The following is a 26,852-nucleotide window of genomic DNA, read 5'->3' as shown; positions in this document are numbered from 1 at the left end:
AGCAAATTCCGAAAACCGCCACCCATCCTGCCTCAATTGCACGGCGGGCTCATTCGAAATCATCCCCTTACCTTAGGGCTTTGGTCAGGATTGTGCATTTTCAGGGGGGCCATAGGCAATCGCAAACGGTCCTGATCGGTCAAAATGCTTAAATTCGCCCTCGGCCTGCGCCAGGCGGTCGGCGACCGCCCATAATGCAGCGGGATTGACGCCGAGCCCGATATGGCTGGCGAGGCACACCTCGATGTTTTCGGCGGTTTCGGAGGGACGCAACAGGCTGGTGTGCCAGTTCACGATGCCGTCGGTGCGGGAATAGATCGAGGTCGCCGGCACCGGCAGGTCACCGGCGATCGCCTGGCGGATTTCCAGATTGTCGTCGACGGCCTCCCCCGACAGCGCCTCGTAGAGCCGGGTGGCGTTGGTCGCGCGGATGTCGTTGGCAAACGGACTGCCGAGCGTAATCACGGCACGCACCATGTCCGGCATCTGCAGGGCGAGATCGCGCGCGTAGACGCCGCCGAGACTCCAGCCGACCAGGCTGACCTTGCGGCCGGTCGATTCATGAATGCGCTGCAAGAGATCGCGCAACGCGCCGCGCTTGGAAGCGACGCCGCCGAAATTGCGGCCCATGTTCCACGCATAGGTATCATAGCCGAGTTCTTTCAGGTAGCGCCGCATCGGCGCCATCGAGAGATCGCTGGCGAGAAAGCCCGGCAGCGCCAGCACCGGATGCCCATCGCCCCTCGGCGCGCGCAACAATAGCGGCGACAGCAAGAGGCTCGAGTTCAGCTCGAACAAGGCCCTCGTTTCTGCCAACATCAGGAACAGGCTCGGCGGCCGAAGCCGTTGCTCTTCCGTCGCCGCGCCGCCTTCCGCGATGGCCACTTACTTCTTGTCCTTCTGACCCATGCCGCCGAGGCCAGCCATGGTCACGAACATGTCCTGAAACCGCTCGGCGATCTTGGGATCGAACGTGAACCAGCTCTGGATCAGCGATTCCGGCGAAACCTTTTCGATGTTGGCCATCACCTGTTGCTGCATCTTGTCCATCACGGCGGTCTGCATCGGCGAGACGTCAGGCAATCCGAAAAACTGCCTGGCTTCCAGCGGCGTGCAATCTATTTCGACGTTAACTTTCATGACCGCTCCTCTTGCTGGGTCGTTGCAGTATCGCCACGATAGCCCTGATCGCGCAAGGAAAAGACCCGGCCTTCGGCCCTCTCAATTCCCGGTATGGTCAACCAAAGCGTTCGACCGCAAAGGGCCTGGCATCGGCAAACGGGGTCTCGCCGGTCATCATTTCGGCCAGCAGGCGGCCGGTTGCCGGTCCGAGCGTCAGGCCGTGGTGCTGGTGGCCGAAATCGAACCATAGCCCGGCATGCCGGGGGGCCCTGCCGATCACCGGCAGCATATCAGGCAAACAGGGGCGCGCGCCCTTCCAGGGCGCGGCGTCGACCGGCGCACCCAGTGGGAACAATTTATGCGCCCGCGGCAGCGCCCGCTCGACCTGGACCGGCGTCGGCGGCGCATCGCGGTGGGCAAACTCCGCGCCGGTGGTCAGGCGAATGCCGCGATTCATCGGCGCCAGCAAATAGCCGAGATCGGTGTCCAGCACGGGATGATTCAAGACCGCATTGCCGCTCGCCTTGAGATGCAAATGATAGCCGCGCTTGACCTGAAGCGGGATCGAATAGCCGAGCGGCGCAAAAATCTGGTCGGACCACGGCCCCATCGCCACCACGACGTCGCGCGCCGTAATGGTGCCTTCCAGCGTCGCCACCCGCCACCGTCCGCCGGATTGTTCGAGCGTTCGCGCGTCACCGACTAGGTATCGCCCGCCCTTGCGGCCGAACAGCGCCGAATAGGCTTTGGCCAAGCCGCCGGGATCCGGCACGAAGCCCGGAGCCGGAAAATGGATTGCGCCGCTGAAATCGCCGGTCAGATGCGGCTCGCGCGCAATAATCGCCGCCGTGTCCAGGATCTCGCCCGCGACCCCATACTGCCTGGCTCGCTCCAGATCCCCCACGGCGCCCGCAAGCGTCGCCTCGGAGCGAAACAGCTTGATCCAGCCGGTCCGCCGCAACAGCTCAGGCACATTGGCTTCCGCAATCAGCGCTTCATGCTCGATCAGGCTGCGCTGGATCAGCGGCAATTCGGCCATCGCACTGTGCAGTGCACGCTGCGGCGACGAGGCGAGGAAATACCGTGTCAGCCACGGCAGGAAGGCCGGCAAATCCCTGAAATGGTAACGCACCTGCGGCGCGCGAAGGAACGCGTAGCGCAGGATCTGGCCCAGGTCCCGCGGAAACATGTAGGGAAAGACCGAGGCGCATTCGATCAGTCCGCCATTGCCGTAACTGGTTTCCTCGCCGGCTACCTCGTGCCGGTCGATCAGAACCACGTTCCGGCCGCGTTTCTGCAGGTGCAAGGCGGCGCTGACGCCTACCATGCCCGCACCCAGGACGAGAACGTCGGCCTTCAGTTCCGCCATCCGGCACTCCGAAAGTTCAATGTAACGTGCTTGCGTGCACGGCTTATGGTGAAACTAGTCAATACCGCACCGCCGCGCAAACCGGCACGCGGTGCGGGGAAATGGTGCTTGCGCGGCGGCTGGACTCTGGCAACATGGCTCGGCAATATCCGCCGCGAGTTGCGGAAATTGCTGATCAAAGCGGGGAAATCGAACAATGTCGGTACGTCAGAGTTTGCTTGCAGCGGCCACGGCTACGATCCTTGCCCTGGCATTGGTGCCGGCATCGGCCCAGTCCCTGCGCTATGCCAACCAGGGTGACCTCAAATCGCTCGACCCATATACGCTGAACGAGAGCACCACCCACGCCCATCTCGGACATGTCTTCGAAGGACTGGTGGCCCGCGACAGGGACCTGAAGATCATCCCGGCGCTGGCGGAGAGCTGGGAAACGCCGGAGCCGACCCGCTGGCGGTTCCATCTGCGCAAGGGTGTGAAATTCCAGAACGGCGATCCCTTCACCGCCGACGACGTTATTTTCTCGGCGGATCGCGTTCGAAAAAAAGGCTCGAACCTGCAGACCCGCATTCCCACCGACGCCAAGGTCGTCAAGGTCGACGACTACACGGTGGACTTCGTTCTGACCTCGCCCAATCCCATTCTCAATTCGCAATGGGATACCTGGTACATCATGAGCAAGAAATGGGCCGAGGCGAACAATTCGGTCGACCCGACGCCCGCGGCGGCTACCACGCCGAGCTTTGCCTCGCTTAACGCCAACGGCACCGGGCCCTTCAGCGTCGAGAGCCATCAGCCCGGCGTGAAGACGGTGTACAAGGCCAACCCGAATTGGTGGCGCAAGCCCGAACATAATCTCAAGGAAATCATCTTCACGCCGATCGGCTCGGATGCCACGCGCGTGGCCGCCCTGCTCTCGGGCGAAGTCGACGTCATCGAGCCGGTTCCGATCCAGGATATCACGCGGGTGGACTCCAGCCCCAATGCCCAGGTGCTGAAGGGACCGGAACTCCGCACCATCTTCCTTGGCATGGATCAGGTTCGCGACGAACTGCTCTATTCCAACGTCAAGGGCAAGAACCCGTTCAAGGACGTCAAGGTGCGCGAGGCCTTCTTCAAGGCCGTCGATATCGAACTGATCAAGACCCGCGTCATGCGCGGCCTGTCGACACCCTCGGCGCTGATGATCGCCCCGCAACTGTTCAAGCTGTCCGGTGACTTCACGCGGCCGAAACTCGATCCCGACGGTGCCAAGAAGCTTCTGACCGAGGCCGGTTATCCCGATGGCTTCGAAGTCACGATGGACTGCCCGAACGACCGCTACGTCAACGACGCCGGGATCTGTCAGGCGGTCGTCGGCATGCTCGCCCGTATCGGCGTCAAGGTAACGCTGCTGGCCCAGCCCAAAGCGCAGTATTTCGCCAAGGTGCTGAAGCCCGGCGGCTACCAGACCTCGTTCTATCTGCTCGGCTGGACACCCGGCACGCTCGACTCCCACAACGTCCTGTTCGACATCATGGGCTGCCGTGACGATCCGAAATCCAGCCGCGGCGAGGCCAATCTCGGCGGCTACTGCAACAAGAAGCTCGACGAACTCACCGACAAGGTGCTCCAGGAGTCCGACATGGCCAAGCGCGACCTCCTGATCAAGCAAGCGTACGAAATCGGCGCCAAGGACTTTGGATATATCCCGCTGCACCAGCAGGCTCTGGCGTGGGGCGTGTCGAAGAAAGTGAAGCTGAGCCAGCGCGCCGACAACCAGGTCCTGCTCTACTGGGCGACCAAGCAGGACTAGGCAGGCTTCAACACCAGGTCCCGGCGGCCTAGCGGCTTCCGGGACTTCGCTTTTCCAGGCGACGCCGACGTCCGCCGCCGCACCAAAAGAGCAGTGAAAGGAACCCATGCTCGCTTTCACTCTTCGCCGCGCTATCCAGGCCATCGGCGTCATGATCGCGGTCGGCGTCATCGCGTTCTCGATGTTCCGCTTCGCCGGCGACCCCGTCAACCAGATCGTCTCATTGGATACGCCGGCCGCTGAACGCGAGGCGGTACGAAAATCTCTCGGGCTTGACGATCCCGTGCCGGTGCAATTCGCCCGCTACTTCGCCAATGCCGCGCAATTCAAGTTCGGGGTGTCCTACCAATTCCGCCAGCCGGTTTCGAACCTGTTGATGGAGCGTATGCCGGCGACGCTGGAACTCGCCGCCAGCGCCACGGTGTTCGCCATGGTGCTCGGCATCCTGATGGGAGTCTATTCGGCGTTGCGACGCGACACGTTTTTGACCAAGATATTCCAAGCGGTGTCGCTGATCGGAATCTCGCTGCCGACGTTCCTGATCGGCATTCTCATGATCTATCTGTTCTCGGTGACGCTGGGCTGGCTGCCCTCGTTCGGGCGCGGCGACGTGGTGCGGATCGGCTGGTGGACGACCGGCCTGCTCACCCTTTCCGGACTGAAGGCGCTGATCATGCCATCGATCACGCTCGGTCTGTTCCAGATGACCCTGATCATGCGGCTGGTGCGCGCCGAAATGCTAGAGGTGCTCCGCACCGACTACATCCGCTTCGCCCGCGCCCGCGGACTGACCACACGCGCAGTCCATTTCGGCCATGCACTGAAGAACACGCTGGTTCCCGTCATCACCGTTGCCGGGTTGCAGTTTGGTACGGTAATTGCTTTTTCGATCATCACCGAAACCGTGTTCCAGTGGCCCGGCATGGGCTTGTTGTTCGTGCAGGCGATCCAGAACGTCGATATCCCGATCATGGCAGCGTACTTGCTGATGATTTCGCTGATCTTCGTCACCATTAACCTCGTGGTCGATATCCTCTACACCGTCGTCGACCCGCGCCTGCGCTCGACGATCAGCCGTCCCGCTTGAGACGAGATTCTTCATGTCCGATGCCGTCGTCCCACACCGAGCCCCGTCGAATGCGCCCACCGCGCGTTCCGGCGCGGGCTGGTTCAAGCGCACGCTCGACAGCGATATTTTCTATTCGTTCCGCCGCTCCCGAATGACCATGGTCGCGGCGGCCGTAACCGTCCTGTTCTTCCTGCTGGCGATCTTTGCATCGCAGATCGCGGTGCAGAACCCGTTCGACCCGGCGCAGCTGCAATTGATGAATTCGCGGATCTCGCCGCTATGGACGGCCGAGGGCCAGAGCCCGTTCCTGCTCGGCACCGACGAGCAGGGCCGCGACGTGTTTTCCGCCATTCTCTACGGTTTGCGGATTTCGCTGGTGGTCGGCATACTCGGCGTCGTCTTTGCCGGCACGCTCGGCATCACGCTTGGCCTCATCGCGGGTTATGTCGGTGGTGCAGTCGACGGGCTGATCATGCGCATTGCCGATGTGCAGCTCACCTTCCCCGCGATCCTGATCGCACTATTGGTCAACGGCGTTGCCAAGTCCGTGTTCGGCAACCGCTTAGATGCCATGAGTACGCTGGCGGTGCTGGTGGTCGCCATCGGGCTGAGCTTCTGGGTACAATATGCCCGCACCGTGCGCGGCTCGGTCATGGTCGAAAAGAACAAGGACTATGTCGCGGCCGCGCAGTTGATCGGCCTCCCCGCGACCAAGATCATTTTCCGGCACGTGTTGCCGAACACGATGGGCCCAATTCTGGTGATCGCAACCATCAACCTAGCACTCGCCATCATCACCGAGGCGACGCTGTCGTTTCTGGGCGCCGGCATGCCCGACACCATGCCCTCGCTCGGCACCCTGATCCGGATCGGCAACAATTACCTGTTCGCCGGCGAATGGTGGATCGTGGCCTTCCCAGGCATTGCGCTAGCGGGACTGATCCTTTCCATCAACCTGCTTGGCGACTGGCTGCGCGACGCGCTCAATCCAAAGCTCCGATGACCGTACCCGTTCTCTCCGTGCGTAACCTCGAGGTGGAATTCCTCACCCGCCGCAGCGCGCTGCGCGCGATCAACGGCGTCTCCTTCGACATCGCCAAGGGCGAAGTGCTCGGCGTGGTCGGCGAGTCAGGGGCCGGCAAATCAGTCACGGGACTAGCCGTGATCGGATTGATCGATCCACCCGGCCGCATCGCGGGCGGCGAGATCTACCTGTCGGGAACGCGGATCGATCATCTGCCGCCGGAAGAAATCCGCCGCATCCGGGGAAAACGGATCGGGATGATCTTCCAGGATCCGCTGACCAGCCTCAATCCACTCTACCGGATCGGCGACCAGATCGTCGAGACGATCCGGACCCACATGAATCTTTCGGAGACGGCGGCGCGCAAGCGCGCTATCGATCTGCTCGCCGAAGTCGGAATCCCCGCGCCGGAAAAGCGCATCGACGCCTATCCGCACGAATTCTCCGGCGGCATGCGCCAGCGCGTCGTGATTGCCCTTGCGATCTGCGCCGAGCCGGAACTGATCATCGCCGACGAGCCGACCACCGCGCTCGACGTCTCCGTGCAGGCGCAGATCATTTCGCTGATCAAGCGCCTCGGGCGCGATCACGGCACGGCGGTGATGCTGGTCACCCACGACATGGGCGTGATCGCCGAGACCTCCGACCGAGTCGCCGTGATGTATTCGGGCCGGATCGCCGAGATCGGCCCGGTGCAGGATGTGGTGCAGAACCCGCTGCATCCCTACGCCAAGGGATTGATGGGCGCCATCCCGACGCTTGCGGGCGAAGACAAGCGCCTGGTGCAGATCCCGGGCTCGATGCCGCGCCTGTCGGCGATCCCGCCGGGCTGCTCGTTCAATCCGCGTTGCGCTTTTGCGTTCGACCGTTGCCGCGTCGACCGGCCGGAGCCGCTCAAGCACGGCTCGCACGCGGTGGCCTGCCATCTCTTCGATACCGCGCCAAACGAAACCGCGAAGGAGACCGCAGCATGACGGCCTCCTTTGTCGATGTGAGAAATTTGCGCCGCGTGTTCGACGTCTCAAAACCGTGGCTCAACCGCGTGCTGGAAGGTGGGCATCTGGAATTCCTGAAAGCCGTCGACGGCGTGACCTTCGATATCAGGAAGGGCGAGACCTTCGCGCTCGTCGGCGAGTCAGGCTCGGGCAAGACCACCGTGGCGCGGATGGTGGTGGGGTTGCTGCCGCCGAGCTCGGGCGAAGTGATCATCGACGGCGTGTCGATGACGAATGCGAGGCAGGCACAGGCGCGGCAGCGGCTCCGCCGCCGCATCCAGATGATCTTCCAGGACCCCTATGCGAGCCTCAATCCGCGTTTTCGGGTCGATGCCATCGTCTCCGAACCGATCCGCGCCTTCGACTTGATCCAGGGCGAGCGCGATATCCGCGCGCGCGTCGGCGAATTGTTGAGCGTCGTCGGCCTGCATCCCGACGACGGCCTGAAATATCCGCACGAGTTTTCCGGCGGCCAGCGTCAGCGCATCGCGATCGCGCGCGCGCTAGCGTCGGAGGCCGAATTCATCGTCTGCGACGAGCCGACCTCGGCGCTGGATGTTTCCGTGCAGGCGCAGATCCTCAACCTGATGCGCGACCTGCAGGACAAGTTCGGGCTGACCTACCTCTTGATCAGCCATAACCTCGCCGTGGTCCGCCACATGGCGACGCGGATCGGCGTGATGTATCTCGGCCGCATCGTCGAGATTGCCGAAGGCCGCGAGCTGTTCGCCAATCCCCGAATGCCCTACACCAAGATGCTGCTGGGCGCGGTTCCTGATCTCGCGATGTCCGGCCGCCAGCGGATTCCGGTCAAGGGCGAAATCCCCAATCCGATCCATCCGCCGCCCGGCTGCGCCTTCAACCCGCGCTGCCCGCTGGCGTTCGATCTCTGCCGCAGGGAAGCGCCCGTCCTGATCGACGGCGTCGCCTGCCATGCCGTCAACCATCCGGTTGAGACCACGGCCTTGGTATGATCACGGAGATGGGTGCAATGCGTGGCATCCCAGCGGTTGGCATCCAGCCGCGCCTGTGGTCAAGTGTTTCAGCACCACGATACCAGCCCCGCATCGGACTCCCATGAGCAACATCAATCCCGATCCATTCACCACCCGGCCCGAAATCGAAGGCACCTTTGGCGTGGTCACCTCGACGCACTGGATCGCTACCGCCGTCGGCATGGGCATCCTGGAAAAAGGCGGCAACGCCTTCGACGCCGGTGTTGCCACCGCGTTTACGCTGCAGGTGGTCGAGCCGCATCTGAACGGTCCGGGCGGCGACGTGCCGATCATCGTGCATGACACCAAACGCGGCCGCACCGAGGTGATCTGCGGCCAGGGTCCCGCGCCAGCCAAGGCGACCATCGCGCATTACAAGAGCGAAGGCCTGGAAATGGTGCCCGGCACGGGGCTTCTTGCCGCCTGCGTGCCCGGCACGTTCGAATCCTGGATGCTGCTGCTGCGTGACTACGGCATGATGCGGCTGCGCGATGTGCTGGAGCCCGCGATTGCCTATGCGCGCGACGGCTATCCGCTGGTCGAGCGCGCGTCCGCGACCATTCAGGTCGTCGAGCAATTATTTCGCAAGCACTGGACGACATCGGCGGCGGTCTACCTGCCGAACAACGAGGTGCCCAGGCCCGGCACGCTCTTCACCAACAAGCAGCTCTCCGAAACTTACGCCCGCATCCTCGAGGAGGCCGAAAGCGCGGGCGGCGATCGCATCGCGCAGATCGAACGTGCGCGAAAATCCTGGTCGCAGGGTTTTGTGGCGGAAGCGATCGACAAGTTCTGCCGCACACAGGACGTCATGGATGTCAGCGGCTCGCCGCATCGCGGCGTGCTTTCGGCCGATGACATGGCGCGCTGGCAGCCAACCGTCGAGGCGCCGCTGACCTACGACTACGGCCGCTACACCGTTTGCAAGCCCGGCGTCTGGAGCCAGGGTCCTGTCATGCTGCAGCAGCTCGCGCTGCTGAAGGGCTTTGAGCTCGACGGGCTCGATCCCGCCGGCCCCGAATTCATTCATCTGCAGATCGAATGCGCAAAACTCGCCTTCGCCGACCGCGAGAAGTTTTATGGCGACCCGAAATTCACCGACATCCCGATCGCAACCTTGCTGTCGGATGCCTACAATGACGAGCGACGCAAGCTGATCTCAAGGGATAAAGCCTCCCTCGATTTCCTCCCCGGCTCGATCGAAGGTTTTGGCTCGGTCGTCAAACTGCGCCGCGCCGAAGGTCACCGCGAGGCGGTCGGCGCCATGGGCGCGGGCGAGCCGACAGTCGGCCGCTTCGGCGAGGTGCGCGGCGATACCGTGCATTTCGACATCATTGATCAGGCCGGCAACATGGTGTCGGCAACGCCGTCCGGCGGCTGGCTGCAATCCTCGCCGGTCATTCCGGAACTCGGTTTCTGCCTCGGCAGCCGCGCGCAGATGTTCTGGCTGGAAGAAGATCACCCCGCGGCGCTGGCGCCGGGCAAGCGCCCGCGCACCACGCTCTCCCCCACCATGGGGCTGCGCGACGGCGAGCCGTACATGGCCTGGGGATCGCCCGGCGGCGACCAGCAGGATCAATGGACCACGCAATTCTTCCTGCGGCACGTCCACGCCAAACTGAACCTGCAGGAAGCGATCGACGCGCCCGCCTGGCACTCCGAACACTTCCCGATCTCGTTCTGGCCGCGCACCGCGCGTCCCGGCGTGCTCGTGGTCGAGAACCGCGTGCCGAAGGCGACGATCGATACGCTGAAAAGCCGCGGCCACGTCGTCGAGATCGGCCCCGACTGGTCGGAAGGCCGCCTCACTGCAGCCTCCAAAGTTGGCCGCCGCCGCCGCGCTGCCGCCAATCCCAGGGGCATGCAGGGCTACGCGGCGGGACGATAGTTCGAAGAGACAACAAAAGATGACATGGTCGATCATCGCGCGCGATCCCCTCACCGGCCAAATCGGCATCGCGGTTGCGACCAGGTTTTTCGCGGTCGGCGCACGTGTGCCGCATATCGCACCCGGCATCGGCGGTGTCGCGACGCAGGCGCTGGTCAATCCGTATTACGGTATCGATGGCGTCAAGCTGTTGCGCGAGGGGCGCAGCCCTCGCGAGGTTATCGATACGCTGATTGCCGCCGATGACGGCCGCGCGTGCCGGCAACTGCATGTCATGGATATCAAGGGCCGCGTCGCTGCACATACCGGCAGCGAATGCGTCGATTGGTGCGGCCACATTCAGGGCGACGGCTTCTCTCTTGCCGGCAATATGCTGGCGGGCGCCGCCGTGCTCGACGACACCGCGCAGGCTTATCTCGCCAACGCCAAACTGCTCTTCGCGCAACGGCTGATCGTGGCCATGAAGGCCGGCGAAGCCGCCGGCGGCGACAAGCGCGGCAAGCAATCCGCGGCGTTGCTGATCCATGGCGAGGAGGAATGGTCCGACCTCGACCTGCGCGTCGACGACCATACCGATCCGCTTGCCGAACTCGATCGGCTGGAACAGGTGAGCCGCGAGCGCTGGGTGCATTTCCGCCCGTTCCTGCCGACGCGGAAGAACCCGGCCGGGATCACGGACCGCGCGGTCATTGATGCGCGCATCGAAGCGGCGACGGCGGGCAAGGCATGACCGCGGGCCCGCTCATCGATATCGAAGGCCTGCGCGTGGTCTTCCACGGCGACGATGGCCGCACCACGCACGCGGTCGACAGCGTCGATCTCAGCGTCGCCAATGGCGCGACGCTCGGCCTTGTCGGTGAATCCGGCTGCGGCAAGAGCGTAACGTCGCTGGCGATCATGGGGTTGTTGTCAAAGCATTCTGCCGAAGTCTCCGGCTCGATCCGCTTCGACGGCTTCGACCTGCTGGATGTGCCTGACGAAACCCTGCGCGACCTGCGCGGCAACCGGCTCGCGATGATTTTTCAGGAGCCGATGACTTCGCTCAATCCGAGCTTTACCATCGGCGACCAAATCATCGAGACGATTCTGCGCCATCGCGGCGGCTCACGGCGGCAGGCGCGCGAGCGCGCCATCGAGCTGCTGCGCCGCGTCCACATCTCCTCGCCCGACAAGCGGATCGACGAGTACCCGCATAAGCTCTCCGGCGGCATGCGCCAGCGCGTGATGATCGCGATGGCGCTGGCCTGCGACCCGCGCCTCCTGATCGCGGACGAACCGACCACGGCGCTGGACGTGACGCTGCAAGCGCAGATTCTCGACCTGATGCGGGAGCTCAAGGCCGCTAGCGGGGCTGCGATCATTCTGATCACCCACGATCTCGGCGTGGTTGCCGAGGTCTGCGACGAGGTCGCGGTGATGTATGCCGGCGAGATCGTCGAGCGCGCGCCGGTCGACGAGCTCTTCGCCAATCCGCAGCATCCCTACACCGTCGGCCTGCTCGGCTCGATCCCGCGGCTCGGCCGCCGCGCCGCGCATCTGGCGACCATCGAGGGCATGGTGCCGAACATGGCAAACCCGCCGTCCGGCTGCCGTTTTGCTGCGCGCTGTCCCTTTGTCATCGAGACCTGCGTGGCTGCGCCGCCGCCGCTGGCCATCGTGAGCACGGGCCACACCTCGCGCTGTATCCGGGCGCCGCTGGAACGGCTGGTGTCATGACCGCCACGCTCTCCGTTCCCCGGGCGCAGTGCAGCACAAGCGAAGCGCAGTGGTGCGTTGCTGAACCGGGGCCGACTTTCCCTGTCTCTTGCAGTGGGTCCCGGTTCTGCAGCGCATCGCTTCGCGCTGCGCTGCGCCCGGGACACGATACCGGCGGGGGCACATCATGACCGCCCTTCTCGAAGTCGAAGGCCTGGTGAAGCATTTCGTCGCCGCGCGGTCGGTGTTCGGCCGACCCACCGCCTATATCAAAGCGGTCGACGGCGTCAGCTTTACCGTCGAGGCCGGCAAGACGCTGGCGCTGGTCGGCGAATCCGGCTGCGGCAAATCCACGGTGAGCCGGCTGGTGCTGCGGCTGATCGAGCCGGATGCCGGAACAGTGCGCTTCGAAGGCCGCGATCTCGGCGCGCTTGGCGCCAATAAGTTGCGCGCTTTCCGCCGCGACGCGCAGATCATTTTCCAGGACCCCTATGCGTCGCTCAACCCGCGTATGACTGTCAGCCAGATCCTCACCGAGCCGCTGGCGCTGCACGATCTGGTGCCGTCACCGCGCCGGCGCCAGCGAGTTGAAGAATTGCTGCGGCTGGTCGGGCTGGAGCCACGCTTTGCCCGCCGCTATCCGCATGAATTTTCCGGCGGCCAGCGCCAGCGCATCGCGATTGCGCGGGCGCTCGCGGTGGAGCCGAAACTGATCATCTGCGACGAGCCAGTATCCGCGCTCGACGTCTCGATCCGCTCGCAAATCCTCAATTTGTTGCGCGACCTGCAGGACCGGCTCGGCCTCGCCTACATCTTCGTTTCACACGATCTTGCGGTCGTGAAGCACATTGCCGACCGCGTCGCCGTGATGAATCTCGGCGGCATCGTTGAGACCGCGGCCGCCGACGCGCTATTTGCCGCACCCCGGCATCCCTATAGCCGCGCGCTGCTGTCGGCGATCCCCGTACCCAAGCCGCAGGCCAAACGCGGCCGCATCGTGCTGGAGGGCGAGATGCCGAGCGCGCTCAATCCGCCCTCCGGCTGCCGCTTCCATACCCGCTGCCCCTATGTCGTCGAGCGCTGCCGCACCGAGGTTCCGCTACTGCTCGCCGACGGCACAGGGCACGCCACCGCCTGTCACCGCACCGCGGAATTGCCGGCGCCCGAGAATATCGTGCCGGCCGATGGCGGCTTTTCGCCGGTGCTGGAAAAATTGGTCGCCGCCTTCAGCGGTGGCACGGAAGGTGCAGGCCGCGCCGGGGTTGATATATCGGGAACACCGACGGTTTCAGTGCAATCGTAGACATGGGGATAGCAGCGATGAAAATCTGGCGTATGGCAGCAACGGCGGCAGCTCTCCTGCTGTCGCTTCCGGCACCCGTTCAGGCCCAGACGACGCTTCGCATCGGGCTCGCCGAGGATCCAGATATCCTCGACCCGAGCATGGCGCGGACTTACGTGGGCCGCATCGTGTTCGCATCGTTCTGCGACAAGCTGTTCGACATCGACGAAAAGCTCAACATCGTGCCGCAGCTCGCGCTGAGCCACGAAACTTCGGGCGACGGCAAGGAAGTCACCATCAAGCTCAGGCCCGGCGTCAAGTTTCACGACGGCGAGGCCTTCACTGCGGAGGCTGCAAAGTTTTCGCTGGAGCGCCATCTGACATTTCCGGGCTCGTTCCGAAAACCGGAACTGGCAGCCGTCGATCATATCGATGTCGTCGATCCCCTCACCATCAAGCTGACACTGAAGGCGCCCTATTCGCCGCTGGTCGCACAGCTCACCGATCGCGCCGGGATGATGGTGTCGCCCAAGGCGGCCAAAGAGGCCGGCGACAAGTTCGGACTGCGACCGGTTTGCGCCGGTCCCTACAAGTTCGTCGAACGCGTGCAGCAGGACCGCATGGTGTTCGAAAAATTCGCCGATTACTGGAACAAGGACAAAATCCATATCGACCGCATCGTCTACCTGCCTCTGGTGGATGCGACGGTGCGCCTTGCCAATCTGAAATCCGGCGGCCTTGATCTGATCGAACGCGTGCTCGCGACAGACCTCAAAGAGGTGCAGTCGGATCCGAAACTCAAATTGTCCAGCGCGATCGAGCTCGGCTATCAGGGCGTGACGCTGAATGTCGGCAAGGACAAGGCCAAGGCGCCGCTCAGCCAATCCGCCAAAGTGCGACAGGCGCTCGACCTCTCGCTCGACCGCGACGCGATCAGCCAAGTGGTGTCCAACGGCGAGTTCAAGCCCGGAAACCAGTGGGTCAACCCCGATCATCCCTATTACCAGAAGGCCTTTCCGATACCGAAACGCGACGTCGCCAAGGCCAAGGCGCTGCTGAAGGAAGCGGGCATCACGACACCGATCAGCATCGACTTCATGGTGTCAAAGGGAGCAGAAACCGAAGCAGCCGCCCAGGTGATTCAGTCGATGGCGGCGGAGACGGGTTTCGACATGAAGCTCAGGGTCACCGAGTTCGCGACGTCATTGAAGCAGGCCGAGGCTGGAGAATATCAGGCCTATCTGCTGGCCTGGAGCGGCCGGATCGATCCGGACGGCAATTCCTACGTCTTCCAGAAGACCGACGCACCGCAGAACTACAGCGGCTGGTCCAACAAGGAAGCCGACAAGGCGCTCGATGACGGGCGTCTTGTGACGGATCAGGCACAGCGCAAGGCGATCTATGAAAAACTGGCGAAGATCGTGCTCGAGGAAAAGCCACTGCTTTACATCTACCATCGCCGCATCCTGATCGCGCATACCACCAAGCTCGATGGCTACAAGCAGATGCCGGACGGGCTGGTGCGCGTGGTCGGGCTGAAGCTGAAGTGAGGGAGGTTCGTGTGATCTCGTGTCCCGGACGCGGTGCAGCGCGACAGCGGTGCACCGCTGAGCCGGGACCTATTGCTCATTGGACATGGGTCCCGGTTCTGCCGCGCGCATCGTTGCACGCTGCGCTGCGCCCGGGACACGGATGACACCATGCTGAATTTCCTCGCACGGCGCGTGGTCCAGTTGATCCCGACGCTGTTCTTCGTCTCGATCCTGATCTTCTCGCTGCAGCAATTGCTGCCGGGCGATCCGGCGCTGGTGATGGCGGGCGAGGAGCGCGACCCTGATGTCATCGCGCAGATCCGCCAGCAATACCGGCTCGATCAGCCGGTGCCGGTGCAGTATGTCTACTGGGTCAAGGGCGTGCTATCGGGCGATTTCGGCGAGTCGTTGCGCAACAAGGTATCGGTGCGCGAATTGATCGGGCAGAAACTCCCGGTGACGATGCAACTGGCGTCGATGGCTATCGTCATCGCCTTCCTGATCGGAATCCCCGCAGGGATAGTATCGGCCGTCAAGAAAGGCACGGCCTGGGACTATGGCGCCAATTTCTTCGCGCTGTGGGGTATCTCGACGCCGAATTTCTGGCTCGGGATCATGCTGATCTTCCTGTTCTCGATCAAGCTCGGCTGGCTGCCGGCGTCGGGCTATGTGCCGCTGACCGAGAACTGGCGCGCCAGCATCGCCTCCACCATCATGCCGGCCTTCGTGCTGGGCAATGCGATTGCCGCGATCCTGATGCGGCATACCCGCAGCGCCATGCTGCAGGTGCTGGAAAGCGACTACGTCCGCACCGCCCGCGCCAAGGGCCTCTCCGAGCGCTCCGTCATTCTCAAGCATGCCATGCGCAACGCGCTGACACCAATTATCACGCTCGGCGCGCTCGAACTGGGCACGCTGCTGTCGGGCGCGGTTCTGACCGAGCAGATTTTCTCGATTCCGGGCTTTGGCAAGCTGATCGTCGATGCGGTCTTCAATCGCGATTATGCGGTTGTGCAGGGCGTCGTGCTGACGACGGCGACGATCTACATCACGCTGAACCTGATCGCCGATATCGCCTATGTGCTCGTCAATCCACGGCTGAGGGTTTAGGCCATGACCGACGCGGCCCTCGGCGTGATCAAGCTGACCGCTTCCGACGAACTGGAGAGTCCGGCGCGGCGCGCGTTGCGCCGGCTGGTCAAGCGCAAGGGCGCGGTGGCGGGGCTTGTCGTGATCGCAACCTTTGTTCTGCTCTCACTGTTTGCGCCGCTGATCTCGCCTTATGAGCCGATCGCGACGAGTTGGTCGCTGGTGCGCAAGCCGCCTTCCGCGCTGCACTGGTTCGGAACTGACGAGCTCGGCCGCGACATTCTCGCCCGCGTGATTTACGGCGCGCGGGCTTCGCTTCTCGCCGGCGCGATCTCGGTCGGGATCGCACTTTCGATCGGCGTACCGCTCGGTCTCTTGTCGGGTTATCGCGGCGGCTTCATCGACGCCCTGATCAGCCGCATGACGGACGCGATGCTGGCCTGCCCGTTCCTGATCCTCGCGATCGCGTTGGCCGCGTTTCTGGGGCCGAGCCTCGGCAATGCCATGATCGCGATCGGCATATCTGCGACGCCGATCTTCGTGCGGCTTACGCGAGGCCAGGTGATGAGCGTCAAGGTCGAGGATTATGTCGAGGCCGCGCGCGCCATGGGCAATCCGCGCTGGCGCATTGCGCTATTTCACATCCTGCCGAACATCATGCCGGCGCTGCTCGTACAGGCGACACTGTCGATCGCCGTCGCAATCATCGCGGAAGCCGCGCTGTCCTTCCTCGGCCTCGGCCAGCAGCCGCCGGCGCCATCCTGGGGCAGCATGCTGAACGTTGCGCAACGCTTCCTCACCAACGCGCCCTGGATGGCGGTCTGGCCGGGACTGGCGATCTTTCTCGTGGTGCTATCGTTCAACCTGGTCGGCGACGGCCTGCGCGACGCGCTGGATCCGAGGGAGCGGTAGGCGCTGGAAAGTCGTCATTGCGAGCGCAGCGAAGCAATCCATCGCGCAGCAAGGAAGATGGATTGCTTCGTCGCTTCGCTCCTCGCAATGACGAGCAATTCACCTAACTGCCGCTAAATCACCACTTCCCGCAGCACCCGGCGGCAATCCATCTCGTACTCAAGATCGATCACCGGAGGCCGGGCAAAATGCCAAGTCAGACCCGAACGCGCGGCGCCTCGGCGAACGAGCGCTTCGGCAAAGACGTGGTGAAAATCGTGGATGGTGTAGGTCTGCACATCTGTCGCATCTTTCCAGCCGAACCCGAACTCGCCCATGCGCCGCTCCATCACGCCGGCAACATACCGGACTTTCTCCGCAATGCCCTCAGGGCTCGTGTCGCGATAGCGCACCGTGCGCTCCGCATAGCTGGCGTTGCCTTCCTGCGACTCGCCGCTTCCCGCGATCACGAAGCTCGGCGCCGTGCGCTGGCTCGGCCGCGTAAACGAAAAGGCGTAGAACGACGGCTCGGCCGGCGGATCGACCTCCGGACAGACATTGCTGCGCGCCACCGGATTGGTCTTGCCGTCATACACGCCCCACTCCGCCAGCGTCTTGACGTAGTGCAGGTTGAAATTGCGAAATCCTTCGTCGGTGAACGCCGCGGGTGATCGCAATTCGCAGGCGCAGAACGATGTCAGGGGCCTTCCCGCCGCCTGAATGTATTTTTCGATTTGCGCAAAACCTTCGGCCAGCGGCACTCGTTGGTCGAAACGCACGCGTTCGATTTCATGGCCGGGGTTGGCCGCCACCCCACCAGAATACTGAAACACGCCAGGAATGAAGCGGTAGTTGCCGGCGGGAAAGTCGCTCGTCATGTTGGCTCCCTGCTTTTCTTCTTTCCTAGCACGGAGAGCCGGCGGCGTCGCCGGACGGCATACCCCCGACACGAAAAAAGCGACGGCAGCGATTTCCGCTGCCGTCGCTCGCTATTATTGCCCGTTGCGAAGGCTCAGGTCGGTTTGAGCGCCGGCCTCCCGAGATCGAAGTCGGCAATCTCCTTGGTCCGCTCCGAACCGGCCTTCGCCTGGTGGTCGGTGGCCAGCCAGACATAGACCGCGGGCAGCACGAACAGCGTGAACAGCGTGCCGATCGACATGCCGGAGACCACGACGAGACCGATCGAGAAACGGCTCGCCGCACCAGCGCCGGTCGCGGTCAGCAGCGGGATCAGGCCGGTGACCATCGCCGCCGTCGTCATCAGGATTGGACGCAGCCGGATGCGGGCCGCCATCTCGATCGCCGAGCGCTTGTCGAGACCTTCCTTGAGCTGCAATTCGTTGGCGAACTCCACCATCAGGATGCCGTGCTTGGTGATGAGGCCGACCAGCGTCAGCAAGCCGACCTGCGTGTAGATGTTGATGGTCGCCACGCCGAAGAACAGCGGGATCAGCGCACCGACGATCGCCATGGGAACGCTGATCATGATCACCAGCGGATCGCGCAGGCTCTCGAACTGAGCTGCCAGCACCAGGAAGATGATGATCAGCGCGAAGCCGAACGTGATCGCGAGCTGATTGCCCTCCTGCACATATTGGCGGGAGTCGGCCAGATAGTCGTGACCGAAGCCGGCGGGCAACTTCTTCGCTTCGCTCTCCAGGAAGTCCACGGCCTGCCCAACCGTTACGCCCGGCATCGGCACCGCCGAGAAGGTCGCGGAGTTGAGCTGGTTGTAATGCGTCAGCGAATTCGGATCGGTATCGGTTTGGATCGACACGATGGTCGACAGCGGCACCAGCTGCCCGGTGCTGGTCGGAACATAGTAACCGCCGAGCGATTCCGGCGACAGCCGCATGCCGCGAGGCACCTGCGGGATCACCTGGTACGAGCGACCTTCGAGGTTGAAGCGGTTGACGTAATTGCCGCCCAGGAGCGTTTGTAGCGTGCTGCCGACCTGCGACATGTTGATGCCGAGATCGCTCGCCTTGGAACGGTCGATGGAGACGCGCACCACCGGCTGGTTGAAGTCGAGATCGCTGTCGGAGACGATGAAGAGCCCGCTCTTTCGCGCGGCGTCCTTCAGCTTCGCCATCTCATCATAAACGGCCTGGAAGCCGGCAGTCGAATTGATCACCATCTGTATCGGCAGGCCGCCGGGTCCACCCGGAAGCGGCGGCAGGTTGAACGCGAACGCCTGAACACCTTCGATCTTTGAGAGCTCCGCCTGTACCAGCGGCTTCAGCGCGATCGAGGAACGCTCGCGCTCGTCCCACGGCTTCAGCAGCATGCCGGCAATACCGCCCTGCGGGCCGGTGATACCGTTCAGGACGAAGCGGAGATCGGTCTCGGGAAACTTCTGGAACGCCTTGTCGAGCTTTTCGCCGTAGAAATCGACATAGTCGATGTTGGCGTATTTCGGCGCCTTGGTCACCGAGAACACGATGCCCTGGTCCTCCTCGGGCGCGAGTTCCTTTGAAGTGTTCATATAGAGGAAGCCGACCAGACCGAGGATTGTCAGCGCGAACAGCCCGGTGATCGGACGATAGTCGAGCGAGCGGTCGAGCTGGCGGCCGTACCAGCGCGTCATCGCGCCGAACACCCTGTTGACCAGCCTCGAGAATCGCCCCTCGTCCGCGCTCTTCAGGAGAACCGAGCACATCATCGGCGACAGCGTCAGCGCGATCACGCCGGACACGATCACCGCGCCCGCGAGCGTGAAAGCAAACTCTCGAAACAGCGAACCGGTCAAGCCGCCGAGGAAGCCGATCGGCGCATACACCGCCGCCAGCGTGATCGTCATCGAGATCACGGGGCCGACGATTTCGCGCGCGCCCTGCAGAGACGCTTGCACCGGGGTTTTTCCCTCTTCCAGATGGCGATGGATGTTCTCCACCACCACGATGGCGTCGTCGACCACGAGCCCGATCGCCAGCACCATCGCCAGCAGCGTCAACAGGTTGAAGCTAAAGCCCATCGCCAGCATCAGGCTGCAGACACCGATCAGCGACAGCGGAATCGTGACCACGGGAATGATAACCGAGCGGAACGAGGCCAGGAACAGGAAGATCACGACCACGACGATCAGCACGGCCTCGATCAGCGTGTTCTTCACCTCGTCGATCGATGACTGAATGAACTTGGTCGAATCGTAGGCCACCTTCATCTTCATCGAAGGCGGAAGGTTGCGTTCCAGCTCCGGAAACAGCGCGCGAACGCCCTTGACTAGCGTCAGCGGATTGCCTTGCGGGGTCGCCTCCACGCCGATGAAGATCGCACGCTCGCCGCTGAATGCAACGCTCGCATCCGAGCTTTGGGCCGCAAGTTCGACGGTCGCGATATCCTCGATCCGCACGAATCCGCCGTCCCTGGACTTGACGATCATCTTCTTGAACTGATCGAGATTCCGCAGGTCTGTGTTCGTCGAAACGTTCGAGACGATCAAATGGCCCTTGGCCTGGCCGGCCGCGGCCTGAAAGTTGTTGGCGGCAATTGCCGCCGAAACATCGCTCGGCGATACGCCGCGCCCGGCCATCCGCACCGGATCGAGCCACAGCCGCATCGCGAACGTTTGCCCGCCGAGAATGTCGGCGGATGCCACACCGTCGACCGTCGACAGCACCGGCTGCACCACGCGTGTCAGATAGTCTGAAATCGCCGAGCCTGAGAGTTCGTCGCTGGAGAAGCCGAGATACATCACGGCCGTGGTCTGGCCGGTCTTCTTGGTTATGACCGGGTCGTTCGATTCCTTCGGGATCAGGTATTTGACCGAGTTCACCTTGGCGAGAACTTCGGTCAGCGCCTGGTTCGGGTCGAAATTCAGCTTGATGTAGACCTGGATCGTGCTGGTGCCCAGCACGGACGACGAGGTGATGTAGTCAACACCCTCGGCCGAGGCGACCGCCTGCTCGATCGGCGTGGTGATGAAGCCCTGAATGAGGTTAGCCGACGCGCCCGGATAGGAGGTGATGATGTTCACCACCGTGTTCGACAGCTTCGGATATTGCCGGATCGGCAATACGCTGGCGGCCCGCAGGCCGATCAGGAGGATCAGCAGGCTGACGACGACCGACAGGACCGGACGCTTGATGAAGATATCGGTTAAGGCGGTCATTGCAGATTATCCCGGTGGGTTCAGCAGTTTCGGGCGCACTCTCGCTGCCCGTCTTTCGCCAACGCGGCCCCTCGGGGCCGCGTTCGTTTGTCAGTGTGCGCGTTAGTAACGCGGCGGCTTCGCCGGAATCGGCGGTGTCGGATCGGTCGAGATCGTCACGGCCGACCCCGATTGCAGCTTGAGTTGCCCCACCGCCACGACGCGGTCGCCGTCCTTCAAACCCTTCAGGATCTCAACCCGTCCTTCGACGCGCTTGCCGGTCTGCACGAAGCTACGCGTGACCGTGAGGCTGGTCTTGCCGTCCGCTTCCTTCTTCTCGCCGAGCAGGAAGACCGAGTCGCCATAGAGCGTGTAGTCGACCGCGGTTTCGGGCACGGTGATGACCGGCGGTTTGTCCGGCAGCACCACAGTGGTGGTCGCGAACATGCCGGGCTTGAGGATGCGATCCGGGTTCTGCATCGTCGCCTGCACGCGAATGTTGCGCGTATCGGTCGCGATCTGCGGCTCGATGGTCGTGATCTTGCCTTCGAAGGTCTGGCCCGGATAGGCATCGACGGCGATACGAACGATCTGGCCGACCTTGAGCTGGCCGGAGTCCTTTTCCGTCACGGTGAAATTCGCAAACAGCACGGACAGATCGGTCAACGAGACGATCTGCGTGCCGGCGGTCAGGTATTGTCCGACCTCGACCTTGCGAACGCCGAGTTCGCCGCTGAACGGAGCCCGCACAAGCTTCTGCGAGATGATCGCCTCGGTCTTGGCGATGCCGGCGCTGGCCTGATCGAATGCAGCCTGCGCAGTATCCACGGTCGCCTGCGGTCCGACCTGGCGCTCCATCAACTGCTTGGCGCGATCCAGCGAGATCTGCGCCACCCGCTGCTGTGCCTTGAAGTTGGCGAGGTCGCCCTGTTCGGGGCCGTCGAACAATTGCAGCAGCGGCGCGCCCTCTTTCACGCTCGCACCCGCCGTGAACTGGATATCGGTAATGCGCCCGTTGACGTCCGACGTGACATTAACCTGATGCACGGCGGCGAGATCGCCGACCGCAGTCAGGAGATTCGGAATGGTTTCGGACTTCGCCGTGGCAATGTTGACACTGGTCGGCGGCGGTTTGTTGTTCGCAAAGAACTGCGCAATCATCTTGCCGCGGAAGTAGTTGAACCAGACGAGACCGCCGACCAGCAAGGTCAGCAGCAGTCCCACGACGATGAACCAGCGCACCATCCGCACCGGCCGCTTGTGCGGCTTGTCGACAATCGGCTTGCCCGATATCTTGTGTTCAGTCACGATATTCATGTCATGCACTTTCTGCAGTTACCGATTGTCCCGAAGTCGGCGACAGCTCGCAGTCCAAATGAGAAGCAATTGCGGCTTCGGTAAGTCCGATGCCGCGCAGGATGAATTGACAAAGCTGCCGCTCCAGATCGGCGGCGTTGCCGTAGGAAAGACAGGGCACGGCCGGAAGCCTCGTGAGCGCGGCCATCAGCACGGTGTGGTGCGCGAACCAGAACAGGTTGAGCGGATCGCTGCCGATCCGCGACGCGTCGCCGGCCGCTACCGCGCGTTCGATCGATGCGGTGAACACCGGCCCGATCAGGCCACTGATCTTGTCGTAGAGCAGACGCGCGAACTCGCCGTCATCGAGATGGCTGGTCGTCATCAGCCGCAGCCGCTGCGCTTCCTCCTGATCCGACCCGTCGGACACCTCCATGAAATGGCCAACCATGCTCTTGACCAGTTCAACCAGTGTGGCAGTTGAAGGCTCCTGGCCGAGCAGGTGCGCGAAATCCGGATCGGCCTCGCACTCCTCCGCGAGGATTTCGGCGTAGAGCGCAGCCTTGGAGGGGAAGTGCTTGAACAGCAGCCCTTCCGAAATGGCCGCGGCCGCCGCCACGCTCTTGGTCGTGGTGCCGGCAAAGCCGTTACGAGCAAAGCATCGCTTGGCGGCGCTCAAGATCAATTGCCGCCGCAAGTCACTGGTCATGCGCAGGGTAGACATAAGGGACGTGAGTAATTACTCACCTTGACGAAGTCAAGGATCTATTGCAGCGCACCACGCGAATCCCGCTGCGGGGTGACGTCAAAGACACAGCCTCATCGCCTTGTTCGAGCACCATTTTTCCGGGAATCCGGCGCTCACCTTTCCGGTTTATCCCGGATCGGCCGCAACCCGAACGCGCCGCTGATGGTGCGGGGCCGGAAGCTGCGCTCCGGCTTGACGCCATGGGCACGGCATCTAAGATAGTTGCAAATGCGACTAATTTGACAGTCGCTTACTTAATCTTCCCAGAGAGTATGGCGAGCCATGAATTTGGATGCGCACGAACTGGCGGCTACCTTCGACCTCGAAAAGCTGACGCCGGAGTTCTATGCCAACCCCTACCCGACCTATCGCGCGCTACGTGAGACCGCGCCGGTCAAGCGGCTACCGAACGGCTCGTATTTCCTGACCCGCTACGACGATCTGGTTGCAGCCTACAAGAACACCAAAGCCTTCTCTTCGGACAAGAAGAAGGAGTTCTCGCCGAAGTATGGCGACAGCCTGCTCTACGAGCACCACACCACCAGTCTCGTGTTCAACGATCCTCCCGCCCATACCCGCGTCCGACGGCTGATCATGGGCGCACTCTCGCCGCGCGCGATCGCCGGCATGGAGCCCGATCTGATCCGGCTGGTCGACCGCCTGCTCGACGCCATTGCCGCCAAGGGTAAGGTGGATCTGATCGACGATTTCGCCGCCGCGATCCCGATCGAGGTGATTGGTAATCTGCTCGACGTTCCCGAGGGCGAGCGCGAGCCCTTGCGCGACTGGTCGCTGGCTATCCTCGGCGCGCTGGAGCCGGTGATCGGCCCGGACGCCTTCGCCCGTGGCAACAAGGCGGTGAAGGATTTCCTCAGCTACCTCGAAGGGCTGGTGGCGCGGCGACGGGCCAAGCCCGGCAATCCCGACCGCGATGTGCTGACCCGGCTCATTCAGGGCGAAGACAATGGCGAACGGCTGACCGAAAAGGAGCTGCTGCACAACTGTATCTTCCTGCTCAATGCCGGCCACGAGACCACCACCAATTTGATTGGCAACGGCCTGGTGGCGCTGTCGAACCACGCCAGCGAGAAACGGCGATTCATCGAGAATCCCGCGCTGATCAAGACCGCGGTCGAGGAAATGCTGCGGTTCGAGAGCTCCAACCAGCTCGGCAACCGCATGACGGTCGAGCCGTTCGAACTCGGCGGCGTCGCATTGCCCGCGGGCACGCCGGTGACGCTGTGCATCGGCGCCGCCAACCGCGATCCCGCGCAGTTCGCCGATCCCGAACGTTTCGACATCGGCCGTACGCCGAACCGCCATCTCGCTTTTGGCACCGGCGCGCATCAATGCGCCGGGATGGCGCTGGCGCGACTCGAAGGCGCGATCGCGATCTCGCGTTTTCTGGCGCGGTTTCCGGACTATTCACTCAGCGGCGAACCGGTACGCGGCGGCCGGGTCCGCTTCCGGGGATTTCTGAGCGTGTCGTGCGAGGTCAGCTAGGACAGTGCACGAATTGCACCCGGTCCCGCATCGCAATATCGCAACGCCAGTTATAGACCCAGGCGAACGATTCCCGCGCTTGCGCGTTGTCATTTCCGGGTGACGAGGCGCGAGGGAGTTGAGGTCATGCTTCCGCTCGGCGTTCGTATTGCAGCGCTTTTTCTTGGTGTCTCCGCGATCACGCTGAGCACCGGCTCGTCCGCCCAACAGCGAGGAGGCCCAGGTGGCGCGGGCCCAGGCGCCCCGGCCGCGCCGGCAGCCCGACCAGCGGGACCACCGCCGGCCATGGCCCGCCCAGCGGCACCTCCGGCTATGGCCCGCCCCGCGGCGCCTCCCGCAATGGCGCGACCCGCCGCGCCGGCGTTCCGTGCAGCTCCCCCGCCTCAGCGTCCAGCCATGGCCCCGCGCGCGGCGCCGCAAATCGCCGCACCGCCGCGAGCAGCCGCACCGCGCGTTGCAGGGCCACGACCCGAGATCCAGCGGGCCGCGCCGCCGCAGCGACCGGCCATGACGAGACCCGAGCCGCGCATCGCCGCACCCTCGCGCCCAGGCACATCGCCCGATATAGGCGCGCGACCGTCGCGGAAGGAACAGATCGAAACGCGCGCGCAGCAGCGTGAGCAGCGCATCCAGCAGCGACAGCAAATTGTGCAGGAGCGGCAGCGTAACACACTGTCGCGCCAGAGCACGGAGCGGCAGAGCCGCATCGACCGCTTGCAGCAGCGCGTGCAGCAATTGCAGACGCAAAAGCCGGAAAGTCTCCGGGCGCAACGCGCGCAGGAACGGTTGCTGCAGACACAGAACCGCCTGCTCCAGCGCGAGCAGCGCTTGCAGCAAGGCGATCAGGCGCGCCTGCAACGGCTGGGACCGCAGCCTTCGGCCGAACGATCTGCCGCTGTGCAGGCTGCGGCACGCGGGCGATTTGCCGCGCAATTCCGCAGCAATGATGCCCTGCAAGCCCGAGCCGCGCTCACGGCTCGGGAGAACGGTTGGGCTCCTCGCCATGCCTGGCGGCGCGGCCACCGCGCGGCGTTTGTGGCCTGGCTGGGCCCGGTATTCTGGCCCTACGCCTATTCCGACATCTTCGAATATACGTTCTGGCCCACCGCCTACGACCCCGGCTATTGGGCCTATGCTTATGACGACTTCGTCGACACGGTGTTCTGGGGTACGGACAGCCCGTATTCCGCTTACGCCCGATATCCGGAACCTGGGGCAGCGATCACCGATTATCGGGCGCGCGGACGCGCAAGCGTGAGCCCACAGACTCTCCGGCAATTGTGTGCAGATCCGGGTAAGGGCGTGACCGCCTGGCCGATCGCGGAGATCACGCGGGCCGTACGGCCGACGCCCGAGCAGCGCGCCCTGCTCGATGAATTGAAAGCCGCGGCGGCAAAGGCTGCCGACGTCTTCAAGGAATCCTGCGCCGATACCTTTGCGATGACGCCACCCGGTCGCTTGCGCGCGATGACGAACCGCGTCAGCGCAACGCTCGACGCGGTGAGGATCGTGCGGCCGGCATTGGAGCAGTTTTACAACTCGCTGAACGACGAGCAGAAGGCGCGTTTCAATGCACTTGGCCCTGATGTCGGCGAGCGATCGCAACAGCCGCCGCAGCAGGAAGCGAATGCTCAAGCCGAGCGCTGCGGCGAACCAAAATCCAGCCTCACGCAGCTACCGATCGAGCGGATCGAGGCCGTGATACATCCGGCAGGCAAGCAAAAGGATGCGCTCGACCGCCTGAGCACGGCGACGAAGAGTGCAGTTGAAAAATTGCAGGCCGCCTGCCCCGACGACGTACCGCTCACACCGCTCGGACGGCTGGAGGCAATGGAGAAGCGGCTCGACGCCATGCTGCAGGCGGCCGCCCTGGTGCAGCCGGCGCTGGATGAGTTCTATGCCGCGCTGAGCAACGAGCAGAAGGCGCGCTTCAACACGCTGCCGCAGGTCGCAAGCCCCTGACCGCAACCTTGACCCAGCCCCGCAGCTCACGAGGTGATCGAATGAAGCAATGGCACTTCACCACGCTTCTCGCCCGGCCAACGTCCGGCCGGCGACACGTACCTGTGCGGCACCGGGGTCGTGCGTTCCTGATAATGGCAGTGAGCGGAATAATGTACATGCTTTCGCAGCCTGCCGCCTTGCCTCAGGCGTCGCAAGGAACGGAGGGAGTCTCGGGACAACAAGCGTTCAACAATGCCTGTCGAACGTGCCACATGGTAAGGGAGGGCGACAATCGGCTGGGCCCCAACCTGCACAAGATTGTCGGACGGAAAGCGGGATCGCTGCCGGATTACGGGTTTTCCAGCGCGATGAAGGAGGCAGGCTTCGTCTGGGATGAAGAGAAGCTCGATCGCTTCATTGCAAACCCGGATGAGGTCGTACCCGGCAACAGCATGAAGCCGTACGGTGGCCTTGCATCGAGCGACGATAGAAAAAAGATCATCGCCTTCCTTGCTCAACCGCGATAGC

22 protein-coding genes are annotated in these 26,852 nt (G+C 63.3%); 15 read left to right on the top strand and 7 right to left on the bottom strand.

The genetic code is table 11. The features are described 5' to 3' along the window. Positions 1–84: 84 nt before the first annotated feature. From V1279_RS08200 to V1279_RS08190, 3 genes are all read right to left on the bottom strand, one after another. A complete protein-coding gene (locus V1279_RS08200; RefSeq protein ID WP_334446261.1) occupies positions 85–819 on the bottom strand; it encodes an esterase/lipase family protein in 735 nt (244 codons plus the stop codon). Positions 820–885: 66 nt separating this feature from the next. After that, positions 886–1,140 (bottom strand): DUF6489 family protein, encoded by a 255-nt coding sequence (locus tag V1279_RS08195; RefSeq protein WP_247830213.1) that lies wholly within the window; start codon positions 1,138–1,140, stop codon positions 886–888. A 97-nt stretch (positions 1,141–1,237) separates the two neighbouring features. Then, positions 1,238–2,491: an NAD(P)/FAD-dependent oxidoreductase gene (locus V1279_RS08190; RefSeq protein WP_334434221.1), complete on the bottom strand. Its 1,254-nt coding sequence runs from the start codon at positions 2,489–2,491 to the stop codon at positions 1,238–1,240. A gap of 196 nt (positions 2,492–2,687) precedes the next feature. Between V1279_RS08190 and V1279_RS08185 the strand changes: the two genes are divergently transcribed. From V1279_RS08185 to V1279_RS08130, 12 genes are all read left to right on the top strand, one after another. After that, positions 2,688–4,283 (top strand): ABC transporter substrate-binding protein, encoded by a 1,596-nt coding sequence (locus V1279_RS08185; RefSeq protein WP_334434219.1) that lies wholly within the window; start codon positions 2,688–2,690, stop codon positions 4,281–4,283. A 106-nt stretch (positions 4,284–4,389) separates the two neighbouring features. Continuing rightward, a complete protein-coding gene (locus tag V1279_RS08180) occupies positions 4,390–5,370 on the top strand; it encodes an ABC transporter permease (RefSeq protein WP_334434216.1) in 981 nt (326 codons plus the stop codon). 13 nt (positions 5,371–5,383) lie between these two features. After that, positions 5,384–6,355, top strand: a complete 972-nt coding sequence (locus V1279_RS08175; protein ID WP_334434214.1) for an ABC transporter permease — start codon at positions 5,384–5,386, stop codon at positions 6,353–6,355. Next, the gene (locus tag V1279_RS08170; protein WP_334434212.1) at positions 6,352–7,350 is read left to right on the top strand and encodes an ABC transporter ATP-binding protein; all 999 of its coding nucleotides are present in this window, start codon (positions 6,352–6,354) and stop codon (positions 7,348–7,350) included. Before V1279_RS08175 ends, V1279_RS08170 begins: the two co-directional genes overlap by 4 nt. After that, the gene (locus V1279_RS08165; RefSeq protein ID WP_334434210.1) at positions 7,347–8,345 is read left to right on the top strand and encodes an ABC transporter ATP-binding protein; all 999 of its coding nucleotides are present in this window, start codon (positions 7,347–7,349) and stop codon (positions 8,343–8,345) included. The genes V1279_RS08170 and V1279_RS08165 overlap by 4 nt, the downstream gene beginning before the upstream one ends. Before the next feature lie 103 nt (positions 8,346–8,448). Beyond that, the gene (locus V1279_RS08160; RefSeq protein ID WP_334434207.1) at positions 8,449–10,254 is read left to right on the top strand and encodes a gamma-glutamyltransferase family protein; all 1,806 of its coding nucleotides are present in this window, start codon (positions 8,449–8,451) and stop codon (positions 10,252–10,254) included. A gap of 19 nt (positions 10,255–10,273) precedes the next feature. Continuing rightward, positions 10,274–10,984: a DUF1028 domain-containing protein gene (locus V1279_RS08155; protein WP_334434205.1), complete on the top strand. Its 711-nt coding sequence runs from the start codon at positions 10,274–10,276 to the stop codon at positions 10,982–10,984. Beyond that, complete coding sequence (locus tag V1279_RS08150; RefSeq protein ID WP_334434203.1) at positions 10,981–11,970, top strand: ABC transporter ATP-binding protein; 990 nt, start codon at positions 10,981–10,983, stop codon at positions 11,968–11,970. The genes V1279_RS08155 and V1279_RS08150 overlap by 4 nt, the downstream gene beginning before the upstream one ends. A gap of 166 nt (positions 11,971–12,136) precedes the next feature. Beyond that, positions 12,137–13,252: an ABC transporter ATP-binding protein gene (locus tag V1279_RS08145; RefSeq protein WP_334434201.1), complete on the top strand. Its 1,116-nt coding sequence runs from the start codon at positions 12,137–12,139 to the stop codon at positions 13,250–13,252. 17 nt (positions 13,253–13,269) lie between these two features. Continuing rightward, entirely contained in the window at positions 13,270–14,781 is a 1,512-nt protein-coding gene (locus V1279_RS08140; RefSeq protein ID WP_334434199.1) for an ABC transporter substrate-binding protein, read from the top strand. Positions 14,782–14,931: 150 nt separating this feature from the next. Further along, the gene (locus tag V1279_RS08135; RefSeq protein ID WP_334434197.1) at positions 14,932–15,873 is read left to right on the top strand and encodes an ABC transporter permease; all 942 of its coding nucleotides are present in this window, start codon (positions 14,932–14,934) and stop codon (positions 15,871–15,873) included. Between the two features lie 3 nt (positions 15,874–15,876). Continuing rightward, the gene (locus V1279_RS08130) at positions 15,877–16,764 is read left to right on the top strand and encodes an ABC transporter permease (protein WP_334434195.1); all 888 of its coding nucleotides are present in this window, start codon (positions 15,877–15,879) and stop codon (positions 16,762–16,764) included. Between the two features lie 113 nt (positions 16,765–16,877). On the opposite strand, the gene cnbZ is transcribed toward V1279_RS08130, so the two are convergent. From cnbZ to V1279_RS08110, 4 genes are all read right to left on the bottom strand, one after another. Further along, on the bottom strand, positions 16,878–17,621 hold the full coding sequence (gene cnbZ, locus V1279_RS08125) for a 2-amino-5-chloromuconate deaminase CnbZ (protein WP_334434193.1): 744 nt from the start codon (positions 17,619–17,621) through the stop codon (positions 16,878–16,880). A 134-nt stretch (positions 17,622–17,755) separates the two neighbouring features. Then, positions 17,756–20,854, bottom strand: a complete 3,099-nt coding sequence (locus V1279_RS08120) for a MexW/MexI family multidrug efflux RND transporter permease subunit (protein WP_334434191.1) — start codon at positions 20,852–20,854, stop codon at positions 17,756–17,758. A gap of 102 nt (positions 20,855–20,956) precedes the next feature. After that, the gene (locus V1279_RS08115; protein WP_334434190.1) at positions 20,957–22,150 is read right to left on the bottom strand and encodes an efflux RND transporter periplasmic adaptor subunit; all 1,194 of its coding nucleotides are present in this window, start codon (positions 22,148–22,150) and stop codon (positions 20,957–20,959) included. Position 22,151: 1 nt separating this feature from the next. Continuing rightward, positions 22,152–22,853: a TetR/AcrR family transcriptional regulator gene (locus V1279_RS08110; protein ID WP_334434187.1), complete on the bottom strand. Its 702-nt coding sequence runs from the start codon at positions 22,851–22,853 to the stop codon at positions 22,152–22,154. A gap of 306 nt (positions 22,854–23,159) precedes the next feature. On the opposite strand from V1279_RS08110, the gene V1279_RS08105 reads away from it, so the two are divergent. From V1279_RS08105 to V1279_RS08095, 3 genes are all read left to right on the top strand, one after another. Then, a complete protein-coding gene (locus V1279_RS08105; RefSeq protein WP_334434185.1) occupies positions 23,160–24,380 on the top strand; it encodes a cytochrome P450 in 1,221 nt (406 codons plus the stop codon). A gap of 507 nt (positions 24,381–24,887) precedes the next feature. Beyond that, positions 24,888–26,342: a Spy/CpxP family protein refolding chaperone gene (locus tag V1279_RS08100; RefSeq protein WP_334434183.1), complete on the top strand. Its 1,455-nt coding sequence runs from the start codon at positions 24,888–24,890 to the stop codon at positions 26,340–26,342. A 152-nt stretch (positions 26,343–26,494) separates the two neighbouring features. Then, on the top strand, positions 26,495–26,851 hold the full coding sequence (locus tag V1279_RS08095) for a c-type cytochrome (RefSeq protein WP_442894741.1): 357 nt from the start codon (positions 26,495–26,497) through the stop codon (positions 26,849–26,851). Position 26,852: the final 1 nt, after the last annotated feature.

It is taken from the genome of Bradyrhizobium sp. AZCC 1610 (assembly GCF_036924515.1).
Lineage (GTDB): Bacteria > Pseudomonadota > Alphaproteobacteria > Rhizobiales > Xanthobacteraceae > Bradyrhizobium.
The sequence above is the reverse complement of the archived record's forward strand: the minus strand, read 5'-3'. Positions and strand labels throughout refer to the sequence as shown.